A 13218-nucleotide genomic window follows, 5' to 3' on the forward strand; every position below is an offset into this window, starting at 1 on the left:
TTTTGTGAAAAAAATGTGCGGAGACTTTTCTCCGCTAAATTTAGAACGACGGAGTAAGCGTTTCACAAAGTTCACAATTTAACAAAGTTTATGGAAAAATTTGTCAATTTTCACTGACAAAAATATAAAAAGAGGAGAATCTGTTTAAAATGGCAGAAAAACAAAAAACTTCATGGGTTTACACACCAAAAGAAATTAATACAAGGCGTGGTCTTCTTTACGGCTTAACCGATTTAATGGGTGGAGGCTGGAATAACATTGTTTCTGGCGTCATCTTTGTCTTTGTTCTTTCACAAGGAATTAGTCCTCTTTTTACAGGAGCAGTTTTGGGGATTGGTCGGATTATTGATGCCATCTGGTCCCTCTTTTTTGGGGCAATTACTGACCGGTTCTATCGGACAAAATTAGGGCGAAAATATGGACGACGTCATTTCTTTATTGCACTTGGCGGAATATTATTTGCGATTTTATTTCCAATGTTTTGGATTTCAACTAGCAGTTGGCAATATTATCTTTGGGTTTATGTTGCTATTGAAGTGGCGATTTCGATGATATTAATTCCTTGGGAAACTTTGCCTACGGAAATGACGCCTGATTATAAAAAAAGAACGACTCTCTCAGGAAGCCGAATGTTCATTTCGGCAACTGGGACGGCTATTGTCTTCTTTACCTTGGCTGTACTTAAATCATTTAACAATCCTAATGCCTATCTTTATACGGGAATTACTTGGACAGTTATTTTTGTCATTGCCATCTTCACTTCTTGGCGTGCAAGTTGGGAACGTCCCCTAACTCCAGAATTTCTAGCAGAGCTAGATGCTCAACCACGGCTTGGTTTTGGAGGATTTATGAAAAAAACAGTGACAGATTACTTTGGGACTTTCAAAAACAAATCATTCAGGAAGCATTTATTAGTTTATTTACTATCATTTACAGGAAAAGATTTCTATTCTACTTTACTTCCAACTTTTATCGTGATTGGATTGTCTGGAACATCTGCTAATGCTCCTTGGGTCCTTCAAGCCCTCTCGGCATTTGGGATTCTATCAACCATTGCGGCAGTTAAATTGATGGTCACTCGCGGTCCAAAATATTTATTCACTTTGAGTTATTTGTCAATTATTGTCGCCATGCTTGGTTATTTAGTCATTTATCTGACAGGAATTAATAATCCAATGTGGATGCTTGTGATTGTTTCCATTATTTATCAACTTGGACGAGGAATTTTAGAATTTACTCCTTGGAATGTTTTTCCTTTCATTCCAGATGTTGATCGAATTTTTACACATGGAGATAAGGCTGGCGTTTATGCTTCTGTCATGACTTTCTTTCGTAAATCAACAGGGGCACTTGCAACATATATTGCTGGTTGGGCTCTTGAAGAAATTGGCTTTAATTCAACTACAATGACGACTCATACCAATACACCATTAGGCATTCAAAATGGGATTATGTTGATTTTCATCTTTGTTCCAATTGGCTTGTTAGTGGCCGCCTTGATTGCCGCTCGTACTTTCAAACTTAATCGTGCCAATCATGATATTTTGAAAGCTGAACTACAACGCCTTGAAGAGGGCGGCTCAAAAGCTGATGTCACACTAGAAGCACGTCAAGTCGTTGAATTACTGACAGGTCATCCCTATGAAAAATGTTGGCCAGACCAAGCAGATATTTAGTGACAAAAGCTTAAAAGTTTACTGACAGCTTTTGTCAGTAAATTTATCGGAGAAAAACGATGGAAAATCAATTATTAACACTGAAAAATAATGAACTTACTGTCCAAATTAATCCCAAAGGTGCCGAATTAACACATGTGATTGATGCTGAAAATAAATTTGATTTTATTTGGAATGGTTCTGAATGGCCCAAACATGCCCCAATTTTATTTCCAGCCATTGGACGTTCAACTGATGATGAATATTTGCTAGATCAGAAAAGTTACCCGATGCAGCAACATGGATTTGCGTCAGATTATTCCTTTGAAATTATTGAGCAAAAAGATGATCAGCTAAGTTTGTTATTTAAAGATAACGAAGAAACATATCAATCCTATCCTTTTCATTTTGAATTTAAAGTTACTTACCAATTGGTCAGTAAAAAATTAAAGATTCAATTTGACATCAAAAACCTGTCAGTAAAATCCTTGACTTTTGCTTTGGGATTTCACCCGGCTTTTAACTTGTCAGGAACTTTTGAAGATTATCAACTTGCTTTTGAGACTCAGGACACGAGCTTAAAACAATTTGAAATTGTTAAAAATCCCTTTCCTTATCGCTCAGGAAAAATCAAAGAAATTACAAAGTCTGTCAGTAATTTTCAACTTGAAAGAAAATTCTTTGAAAAAGGCTTAGTCATTTTTGACAATAAAATTGAGCAAGTGAAACTTTTTTCACAAAGCTCTGACTATCAATTGACGATGAAAATGGCGGATTTTCCTTATCTTTGCCTGTGGACAAAAGAAGATGAAAATCTTTCATATCTTTGTATTGAGCCATTTCAAGGCTTGCCTGATATTGTCAATCGGAAACAAGAACTTTTGCAAAAAGAAGGGAACATCCTCCTCAAAGCAAATGAGTCTAAAACTTACGAAGTTGAATTAAATTTTAATAGAAAATAATAAAGGAGAATCATGAAATTTTTATCAGAAGATTTTTTACTCAATAGTGAAAGTGCTAAGTTACTCTTTCATAAACATGCGGAAAAAATGCCAATTATTGATTATCATTGCCATCTTGAACCAGCAGAAATTTATGAAAATAAAAAATATGAAAATTTAACACAAATTTGGCTAGGTGGAGATCATTATAAATGGCGGTTGCTCCGTGCGAATGGCATTCCTGAAAACTTAATTACTGGCGATGGTGATGACTACGAAAAGTTTTTAGCCTTTGCTAAAACGCTTGAAAAATCATTAGGAAATCCAATTTATGAATGGACACATCTTGAGTTAAAACGATTTTTTCACATTGATAAGTTGATTTCAAGCGAAACAGCAAAAGAAATTTGGGACGAAGCCAACCAAATGCTCGCAACAGATGATTTCAGTCCACGCGCATTGATTAAAAATTCAAATGTCAAAGTCGTCTGTACAACAGATGACCCCGTTTCAAAGCTTTCTTATCATAAATCATTAGCCAAAGAAGAAAAAGATTTTAAGGTTCTGCCAGCATTAAGACCTGACCATTTAATTTCCATTACTGACGGACATTTTGCAGAATATCTGACGGAACTGTCAGCAGTTTCTGGAATTGAAATAAAAGGTTTTAAGACGATGATTAAGGCACTTGAAGAAAGATTTGAATTTTTCACAAGTCTCGGTGGACGTTTGTCTGACCACTCCTTATCTACCTATACTTTTGCGGAAACGAATGATGTAGATTTAGATTCTATCCTTCAGAAAGCTAAAGAAAATCAAACTTTAACAGACCTAGAATACAATCAATACATTACAGCATTAATCCTTGAAATTATGAAATTAAATAAAAAATTTGACTGGACAATGCAACTTCATGTCAATGTTAAGCGCTCAATCAATGGTCCTGCTCTTCGGAAAATTGGTGAAAATACTGGATTTGATAGTATGGGGACCCAAGCTAACATTTCAGAAGAACTAACCAAACTATTTAGCAAAGCAGCAGAACTTGAAATTATACCAAAAACGATACTCTATTCACTTAATCAAAATGATTGGCTTGAATTAGCGACACTGATTGGCTGTTTCCAAGGTGAAGGCGTTCAACAATTGCAACTGGGAGCTGGTTGGTGGTTCAATGATACAGCCAAAGGAATGGAAAAACAACTCGAAATTTTTGCTTCACAAAGCTTACTGCCCAATTTTGTCGGAATGTTGACCGATTCACGGAGCTTTTTAAGTTATCCACGTCATGAATACTTCCGTCGAGTCCTCTGTAATTTTGTTGGACAATTGATTGAAAGTGGCAGAATTCCCGATGATGAAGCACTTGTCGGAAAAATGATTGAAGATATAAGTTATAACAATGTTCATGACTACTTTGGCTTCTTTAAAAACGAGGATTCTAAGCAATGACTGAATTTATAACACTTGGCGAACCTTTAGTCGTTCTTGCCTCAGAAAATCAGGATATAAGCTTAGAAGCAGCGGACCATTTCAGCAAATATTTAGCAGGGGCTGAGTTAAATGTTGCGATTGGAATGAGTCGTTTAGGACATGAAGCAACTTATATTTCTAAAGTTGGTGATGATTCATTTGGAAATTTTATTATTGAATCAATAAAAAAGGCTAAAATTGACGATTCCTATTTAACCAAAGATAAAAACTACTCAACAGGTTTTTATTTGAAACAAAAAGTGAGTGATGGCGACCCGACTGTCGATTATTATCGCAAAAACTCTGCCGCCGCTAATTTATCTAGTTCTGAACTAGAAACGATAGATTTATCAGAGATAAAAATTGCCCATCTTTCAGGAATTTTTCCTGCCCTTTCTAAGACCAGTTTAAAAACTTTTCAAGCATTCAATCAAAGATTGACTGAGGCTAATATTTTAACAATTTTTGACCCTAATTTACGACCTGTACTTTGGGATAATCAAGAAAAAATGATAAGAACAATCAATGATTTAGCAAAGCGAAGTCAAATCATTCTGCCAGGAATAAATGAAGGCGAAATCTTGACCGGTTCATCTGAACCAGAAAAAATTGCAGATTTCTATCTCAAGCAGAGTCCTCTAACAAAAACTGTTGTTGTCAAATTGGGGGCTGAAGGTGCCTTCGCAAAATTGAAAAGTGGAGAATCATTTACCCTCTCAGGATTCAAAGTGACAAAGGTTATTGATACGGTTGGAGCCGGAGATGGTTTCGCTGTTGGGCTGGAGTCTGCTTTACTTGAAGGGAAAATACTAAAAGAAGCCGTCAAACGCGCCTGTGCGGTTGGGGCCTTAGCGGTTCAAAGTTCAGGAGATAGTGAAGGTTATCCCACAAAAGAAGAATTAGAAGCATTTTATAAGGAGAAGTAATCATGCAAAGAGCAGAATTATTAAATAAAGTGATTGAATCAGGAGTCGTCTCGGTTGTCCGAGCCGAAAGTGGTGAAAAGGCACTAAAAATCGTAGAAGCCGTTGTCTCTGGAGGAATCACATCAATTGAGTTGACTTACTCGGTTCCTCGAGCCAACGAGGTTATTTCTGATTTGGTGGCTAAATATATTGGAACAGAAGTGGTGATTGGCGCTGGAACAGTATTAGATCCAACCTCTGCCCGTTTGGCTATCGTTGCTGGGGCTCAATTCATTGTCAGTCCAAGTTTTAATAAAGAAGTCGCAAAAATTTGCAACCTCTATCAAATTCCTTATGTTCCGGGTGTTTTAACCCCACTTGAAGCGCAAAATGCTTTAGAATACGGTTCAGAGTTAATCAAGCTCTTCCCAGGAGATATTACGGGTCCTAAAATGATTAAAGATTTAAAAGGACCATTTCCTTATATTAATATCCTTCCGTCAGGAGGGGTAAATGTCGATAATGTTGCTGATTGGTTCGCAGCAGGAGCAGTAGCTGTTAGCGCAGGAGGTGGGGTCACTGCTCCCGCAGCCACCAACGATTATGGGATGGTCACTGAAAATGCTAAGAAATTTATGGCAGCTTTTAAGGCAGCTAAGAAATAAGGTTTAGCTATTGATTTTTCCCTCTGAATAATAAAAAAACTTCAAATTTTGGAGTTTTTTTATTTTCTACAGTTCAGTCCAATTATTTTTATTTAGCAAAAGTAATTTGGACTGTAAGCGCTATATTTTGATAAAATAATTGAGTTATAATAAAAAATACAAGGGAGCGTTTCTATGATTAATTATGATTTAGACATTCTCTTTTTTTCAAATCATAAATTATGGAAATTAGAGCGGATACTGGAGGTCACTAATCTTGACAAAGAAAAATTTTATCGAATGCTGGAGGAATTTAATCAAAAATTAGAAAAACAAAGTTTAAAAAAATTGGAATATAAAAATGGACTCTTAGCAATTCCTGATAAAGTAGAAAATTTTGAAGAAACTCGATATTCTATTAATCAAAAGACATTTATTTTAACAGAAGTTGAAAGGCGGTCATTAATTTATTTACTCATTTTTATTAATAAAACGCCACTTTCAATAGCTCTCTTTCAAACCTATCTTCAAGTAAGTAAAAATACGATTTTAAGTGATTTAAAAAAACTTAGAGAGGAGCTAATGAGCGAAAATATTCAGGTTGAATATTCAAGAAAAAAAGGATTTTACCTTAATTTTGAGGAGAAAATGTTGCAGGAGAAGGCTTGGTACTTTTTACAAAATTTATCTGAGGACTCAGGATTTTATATCTTATCAAAAGTTTTAAATGATAAAAAACCATTAACTATTTTTAAGAATAATCAGCTATTGAAAAAGATGATGCAAGAGCTACAGATTGAGATTGTTTATAGTCGCTATCTTTCGACATTACTGTTTGCATGTCTCTTAAGGCATAGAACTTTCGAAAAGAATAGTGAAAACATTAATGACTTACTCAAATCATTAATTATTGGGATGTCAGACGGTAAAAGTGCAATTGGGCAAGATAATGGTTTATACCGAATGGCTTTTAACATCATGGAAAATGTTATGAAACTAGCTGCAATTGAATTTGATGATTTCACAAAGACCTTTATGGCACTATTAGCTCATCTAACTCCTGCATATTATCGAATAAGAAATCATTTTGAATTGAAAAATGTCTTGCTTGAACGAATAAAAAATGAATATCACTCCTTGTTTTTACTGATGGATAATGCCCTTCGTCCATTAAAAGATGAGGTTGGTGAAATTTCAGAATCTGAGAAGGCATATTTTGTGATTTTATTTGGTGGAGAGATTTATAAAAACAAGTACTCAGGGCAGTCATTAAAAGCAATCGTACTCTGTGTGAATGGGATTAGTTCAAGCTTAATTATGCAAAAAAGATTAGAGAGTTTATTTCCAACAATGGAATTTATTTTAAGTGCTCGGGTCTCTCATTTTGAAAAATTACCTATAAATTCATACGATATTATTTTTTCGACAGTTCCTCTAAAATCAGACAAAAAAGTTTATCTTATGTCCGTCTTCCCAGATCAACGTGAAGAAAATAAACTCTATAATCAAGTTTTGCAAGATTTTCAGCTCCCAGGCTTTGCAAAACCATCTGCTCAAACTATTTTAGATTCAATAGAACCTTACATTATTATAAAAAAACCAGCAAGTAAACTGGATTTAATAAAGATTATTGAAAAAAAGTTAAATCGTACAAGAAAAGAAGGGAAACTATCAGGAGTTATGCTAACAGACTTACTTACAAAAGAAAAAATAAGATTTACCAATAAAGAATTAAGCTGGCAAGAAGCAATTGAACTAGCCGCGCAACCCCTTCTTGATAAACATGAAATTGAAGAGCGTTATATCAAAGCTATTATTGATAAAGTAGAGGCTTTCGGTCCTTATATTGACTTAGGATTAGGAATCGCTCTTCCTCATGCTCGTCCAGAGGAAGGAGTCAAAAAATTAGGAATGTCATTTCTAAGATGTGAACATCCCGTAAAACTGATGGATGATGTAAAGCATGAAATTAAACTTTTTATTGTTTTAGCAGCCATTGATAATGAGACCCATCTTAGAGCTTTATCAACACTTACTAAGATATTATCAAATAAAGAACGCTTGAGTCAGTTACTTGCAGCAACAAATGCAGCAGAAATTGAACAAATACTTTTAGAAGAAGAAGGAGAAAAATAATATGAAATTTGCATGTGTATGTCAATCAGGATTAGGAACCAGTTTTATGGTTCAAATGAACATTCAGTCATTATTAGAAGAATCGGAAGTAAATATTGATAATTTTGAACTGGAACATATGGACGTTGGTTCAGCGACACCAGATAGTGCAGATTATTTTTTTGTTGAGGCAACCTTAGTTTCTGCCCTACCCAATATTCCTGAGGGAAAAATTATTCCACTCAGTTCAATTATTGATAAAGAAGTCGCGCGTGAAGGACTTTATAAAGTTCTTGATGAAAATAATATTCCTCATCAATAAGAGATAATAAATCAGGTCTAATTAGGATATAAACAGACTAGAGGAGAAAAAAATGAACGGGATTTTAAACTTTATTGTATCAGTGGCAACGACTCCAGCGCTTTTAGTTGGATTAATTGCCATGTTGGGTTTGATTTTGCAAAAAAAAGCTGCCACTGCAGTTATCCAAGGCTCAATCAAAACATTTGCCGGATTTTTAGTGTTGACGGGTGGAGCCGGAATTTTAGTTACCTCGCTAAATCCCTTTGCAACGATGTTTCAACATGTATTTAATGCTAAAGGAGTTGTGCCATCAAATGAAGCGGTAGTTGCTTTAGCCTTAGTAAAATATGGCACTCCAGCTGCCTTAATTATGATTGTAGGTTTTATTGTGAATGTGATACTTGCACGTTTTACAAGATTCAAATATATTTTCTTGACAGGCCAAGCCATGCTTTATGTTTCAACAATGTCTGCTGTTGTCCTTATTTCAGCTGGACTAGGTAATGGTTGGTTAACAATCTTGTTAGGTGGAATATTTGAAGGAACCTTACTGACAATTACACCCGCACTAACTCAACGCTACATGCGTAAGATTACAGGGAACGACGGGGTTGCAATGGGCCATACTGGAAATATGGGTTACGCACTTTCTGGCTATTTGGGAGAAAAATTAGGGAATAAAGACCCAGAAAAATCAACTGAAAAATTAAATATCCCTAAAAACCTTGGGTTTTTGAGAGATTCTACTGTTTCTATTTCGCTAGTAATGATGGTTGTCTATGTAGGTTTAGCTCTAATTGCTGGTCCACGTTTTGTCGAAAGTTCCTCATTGTCAGCCGGAACTAATTATATTGTATATGCGATTACTCAAGCAGGAACTTTCGCTGCAGGTTTTGTGGTGGTGCTCCAAGGAGTTCGGATGATTTTGTCAGAAATTATTCCAGCATTCCAAGGGATTGCTAAAAAACTTGTCCCAAATTCTAAACCAGCGCTTGATGTTCCGATAGTATTTCCTTATGCACCAAATGCGGTTTTAATAGGATTTTTTGTCTCCTTTATTGTTGGAGTTATTTCTATGCTAATAATGCTTGGCTTAGGAACAACGGTAATTATTCCTGGGGTTGTTGGTATTTTCTTTTGTGGAGGAGCAGCTGGTGTTTATGGCAATGCTTTTGGTGGTCTACGTGGGGCGATTATCGGCTCACTTGCAAATGGATTACTATTAGCTTGGGGTCCACTATTAATTTTGCCTGCTTTAGGTTCATTTGGGGCAGATGCGTCTTCGACCTTTGCTGACTCTGATTATATTGTATCAGGAGGCTTACTAGGAGTAATGGGAAAAGCTGGTTCAGGGCTATTGATTGTCTTTATTTTAGCTTTCTTGGCAATTGTTTTAATAACTAGCTTAATTTTGAACAGGAGAGATAGACTTCATTCTAAAAAATTAAATAAATCGAATAAATTATCGTAAAAAATTTATATTCTAATAAACCAAGCAATAACAAGCCTTTTCACCGAAATTAAAAAGATTTTCATATAAAAACTAAAAAAAAGAAAAAGATTTTAATTTCGGAGAATGAAAACCGTTTCTAACTTGTGTTATAATGTGAGTATAAATAAAAAATATGGAGAAATCTTATGTTTGATACTACTGATCAATTGGCTGTAAATACGATTCGTACTCTATCATTAGATGCGATTCAAAAAGCAAATTCAGGACATCCTGGACTTCCAATGGGCTCTGCCCCAATGGCTTATGTACTTTGGAGCAAGTTTCTTAATGTAAATCCAAAAACGAGTCGTAAATGGTCAAATCGTGACCGTTTTGTCTTGTCGGCTGGTCATGGTTCTGCAATGTTATATAGTTTGTTACACTTGGCAGGATATAATGTAACGACTGATGATTTAAAAGGTTTCCGTCAATGGCAATCAAAAACACCAGGACATCCAGAAGTTAACCATACAGATGGTGTCGAAGCAACAACAGGTCCTTTGGGACAAGGAATTGCCAATGCTGTTGGAATGGCAATGGCTGAGGCACATTTAGCTGCACAATATAATAAACCTGGTTTTGATATTGTTGACCATTATACTTATGCCTTAAATGGTGATGGTGATTTAATGGAAGGTGTTTCACAAGAAGCAGCTTCACTTGCAGGTAAATTGAAACTTGGCAAATTGATTCTTTTCTATGATTCAAATAATATCTCTCTTGATGGTGATTTATCCATGTCATTTATTGATGATATTCAAAAACGTTTTGAATCATATGGCTGGCAACATTTATTGGTAAAAGATGGTAATGATTTAGAAGAAATCGCAGCAGCTGTTGAAGTGGCTAAAGCTGAAAAATCTAAACCAACAATTATTGAAGTTAAAACAGTCATTGGTTTTGGTGCCGAAAAACAAGGAACTTCAGCAGTTCACGGAGCCCCTCTTGGAGCTGACGGTGTAGCTTTTGCTAAGAAAGCTTATGGTTGGGATTATCCAGAATTTACTGTTCCAGAAGAAGTTTCAAAACGCTTTTTAGAAACAACAGTTGCGCGTGGTGAAGCGATGGAGCAAGTATGGCGTAGCACTTTTGATGATTATTCTGAAAAATATCCTGAGCTTGCTGAACAATATGTAAAAGCTTTTGAAAATGAAACACCAGAGCTTACATTGACCAAACATGAAATGGAAACAAGTAAAGCAAGTCGTGTGACTTCCCAAGAAGCTATTCAAGAACTATCTGCTCAAATGCCAAATCTCTGGGGAGGGTCTGCTGACCTTTCAGCTTCAAATAATACAATGGTTAAAGTTGAAGAAGACTTCATGCCAGATAACTATGTTGGACGTAATATTTGGTTCGGTGTACGTGAATTTGCAATGGGTGCCATTATGAACGGAATTGCTTTGCATGGTGGAACTCGTGTTTATGGTGGAACATTCTTTGTCTTCTCAAACTATATGCTTCCTTCTGTTCGGATGGCTGCTCTACAAAGCTTGCCAGTTACTTATGTCTGGACACATGATTCGATTGCTGTCGGTGAAGATGGACCAACTCATGAACCTGTCGAACAACTGGCTTCTGTTCGTTCAATTCCTAATTTGGATGTGATTCGTCCAGCTGATGGAAATGAAGTAGTGGCTGCATGGCGTCGTGCTGCATCAAGTAAAAGCCGTCCAACCGCACTTATCTTGACTCGTCAAAATCTTCCAGTTTTGCCTGACACATATGAATTAGCCGAAGAAGGTTTAAATCGTGGGGCTTATATTCTTTCTAAAGAAGAAGGTAAACTTGAAGGAATCATCATTGCGACTGGTTCAGAAGTAGCATTAGCTCTTGAAGCGAAGAAGACTTTAGGTTCTGGTATTCGTGTTGTTTCAATGCCTTCAATGAATATCTTTGACGAGCAGTCAGCAGACTATCGCGAAGAAATTTTACCTAAATCAGTTAGACGTCGTTTAGCGATTGAAGCTGGAACAAGTTACGGTTGGGGTAAATATATTGGACTTGATGGTGCAACAGTCACAGTAGACACTTGGGGCGCTTCGGCACCAGCAAATATCGTTCTTCCGGCTTACGGATTTACCGCTGAAAATGTAATTAAAGTATATCAATCTTTAGATTAAGTAATCTATAAAATAAGCTTTGACAGATGTCAAGGCTTATTTGTTTGTCAGTAAATTGAAATAATGGTGAGGGGAAATGATGGCTTTTTGGCATAAGAATAAAAAAGAAGATGAGCCTAATTTGGCTGATATTGATGCAAGTTTTAAGAAAAATGAAGCTGGATTATTAAATAAAAAAACTAAAGTTATGGAAAATTCAGAAGAACTCGCAGTTGATGAAAAACTGTTAGATTTTAATTTTGAGTGGAAGATTGAAAATCCTTTTGATGAAATGGTAAAAAAGTTTGAAAATGGGGAAGAGATACATCTGCAGAATTTTGAAGAAATTCCTTATCGTTATAGTGGCTCGGAGGGATTAGCTTCGTTGACATTTTCTAAAGAGGGTTACTATCTTGAACTTTCTGAGGGGGCAGCAATTTTTATAGAAAATATAAAATTAGATACGCAGATTTATTTTTCAATTTCGATGACTTATGAGTCTTTTACTAGCCATTGGGAGGCTCAAGTAATGGTAACGGAAGATGTGAATCAGGATAATCAAGTTTCATTCGATGATAAAAACGTAGAGCACCCTTATCTGTCCTTACTTAAATATGATTTTGATATGCCAAAAGTCAAAGAACAGTTTAAAACAATCATTTTTAAAGAATTTTTAGCAGCCTATTTTCAAGTGAATGAAAGCAAATATTCAACTAAGAATCTTGGAAATTTTAAAGGTATTGATAGCTTTGTACTGCTAGGGATACCTGAGTATTTCCTACCAGATAAATATCCAGAAGCTACTTATGATGTTTCGGCAGCGAATCCTTTTGAAGAAATTGTTCAAAAATATGGAGAGCGCTTGGCACTCAAATTTGATGGTTTTCAAGAAGATTATCAAGAGGAAACAGAACTTTATCTTAGCCAAAAAGAGGGGGACGATGACTTTATTCAGGTTATGATTAGTCCTGCAGATGTAATTTTTACACTTAGTAAAGCTGGTAAAACAGTAACTTTTGATTTTGATGAATTTGGCAAACTTTATATGATTGATAAAAATTTTGAGGATAAAGAATATATTCAACGCTGTGTAGATAAATTTTTAGAAGTTTATTTTATGTTCAATCAAAGTGAATTTTCAATGACGAATTTAGGAAATATGCTGTGTTAATTCTAAAGTTTTTTTATCAAAATTCCCTAAATGTATAAAAATAATAAAAAGTAGGAGATAAATATGGGAATTTTACTTGCAATTCTTGCGGGTGGGGGCTCGCTTTTGAATTTTATGTATGCTCAAAACCAACTGATTCAATATTTACTGACAGCTCTGTCAGTGGTTTCCTTGTTTGTTTATCAAGGAAAACGGACAAGAACGTCTTATCAGAATAATGGCGTATCTATTTTTACAATAAGATTTGCTATTTGTGTTATAAGTTTTGTGGGTTCAGGCTCAATATTGCTTGCCTTCTTGTTTCATTTGAATTAATATGATAGAATAGGTCTATGCGATGAGTCGAATAATTCTACTTTTGTAGAATTTCGAAGCTAAGGAGTGCTGGGAAATTGAGTTTTCCGCGCAGGAAGCGT

At 35.5% G+C, this 13218-nt stretch carries 11 protein-coding genes; all 11 read left to right on the forward strand.

Features of this window, described 5'->3' with window-relative positions:
* The first annotated feature begins 149 nt into the window (after window positions 1–149).
* The 11 genes from RSC39_RS04240 to RSC39_RS04290 all read left to right on the forward strand — a co-directional run bounded on the left by RSC39_RS04240 (window position 150) and on the right by RSC39_RS04290 (window position 13117).
* Window positions 150–1676, forward strand: a complete 1527-nt coding sequence (locus tag RSC39_RS04240; protein WP_332535337.1) for an MFS transporter — start codon at window positions 150–152, stop codon at window positions 1674–1676.
* 59 nt (window positions 1677–1735) lie between these two features.
* Entirely contained in the window at window positions 1736–2617 is an 882-nt protein-coding gene (locus RSC39_RS04245) for an aldose 1-epimerase family protein (RefSeq protein WP_332535339.1), read from the forward strand.
* Between the two features lie 12 nt (window positions 2618–2629).
* Window positions 2630–4048 carry a glucuronate isomerase gene (gene uxaC, locus RSC39_RS04250; protein WP_332535341.1) on the forward strand — a complete coding sequence of 473 codons (1419 nt, stop codon included), beginning with the start codon at window positions 2630–2632 and terminating at the stop codon, window positions 4046–4048.
* Window positions 4045–4995 (forward strand): sugar kinase, encoded by a 951-nt coding sequence (locus RSC39_RS04255; protein WP_332535343.1) that lies wholly within the window; start codon window positions 4045–4047, stop codon window positions 4993–4995. Before uxaC ends, RSC39_RS04255 begins: the two co-directional genes overlap by 4 nt.
* A 2-nt stretch (window positions 4996–4997) precedes the next feature.
* Window positions 4998–5639 (forward strand): bifunctional 4-hydroxy-2-oxoglutarate aldolase/2-dehydro-3-deoxy-phosphogluconate aldolase, encoded by a 642-nt coding sequence (locus RSC39_RS04260; RefSeq protein ID WP_011676669.1) that lies wholly within the window; start codon window positions 4998–5000, stop codon window positions 5637–5639.
* 174 nt (window positions 5640–5813) lie between these two features.
* Complete coding sequence (locus RSC39_RS04265) at window positions 5814–7754, forward strand: PTS sugar transporter subunit IIA (RefSeq protein ID WP_332535345.1); 1941 nt, start codon at window positions 5814–5816, stop codon at window positions 7752–7754.
* A 1-nt stretch (window position 7755) separates the two neighbouring features.
* The gene (locus RSC39_RS04270) at window positions 7756–8055 is read left to right on the forward strand and encodes a PTS sugar transporter subunit IIB (protein WP_063281130.1); all 300 of its coding nucleotides are present in this window, start codon (window positions 7756–7758) and stop codon (window positions 8053–8055) included.
* A 52-nt stretch (window positions 8056–8107) separates the two neighbouring features.
* Window positions 8108–9508: a PTS ascorbate transporter subunit IIC gene (locus RSC39_RS04275; RefSeq protein ID WP_096815791.1), complete on the forward strand. Its 1401-nt coding sequence runs from the start codon at window positions 8108–8110 to the stop codon at window positions 9506–9508.
* 167 nt (window positions 9509–9675) lie between these two features.
* Window positions 9676–11652 carry a transketolase gene (tkt, locus tag RSC39_RS04280; RefSeq protein WP_332535349.1) on the forward strand — a complete coding sequence of 659 codons (1977 nt, stop codon included), beginning with the start codon at window positions 9676–9678 and terminating at the stop codon, window positions 11650–11652.
* Between the two features lie 79 nt (window positions 11653–11731).
* Window positions 11732–12802, forward strand: coding sequence for a hypothetical protein (locus RSC39_RS04285; protein WP_332535351.1), 1071 nt, complete (start codon window positions 11732–11734; stop codon window positions 12800–12802).
* Between the two features lie 63 nt (window positions 12803–12865).
* Window positions 12866–13117, forward strand: a complete 252-nt coding sequence (locus RSC39_RS04290; RefSeq protein ID WP_063281134.1) for a hypothetical protein — start codon at window positions 12866–12868, stop codon at window positions 13115–13117.
* Window positions 13118–13218 lie beyond the last annotated feature (101 nt).

It is taken from the genome of Lactococcus sp. (genome assembly GCF_036648155.1).
Lineage (GTDB): Bacteria > Bacillota > Bacilli > Lactobacillales > Streptococcaceae > Lactococcus > Lactococcus cremoris.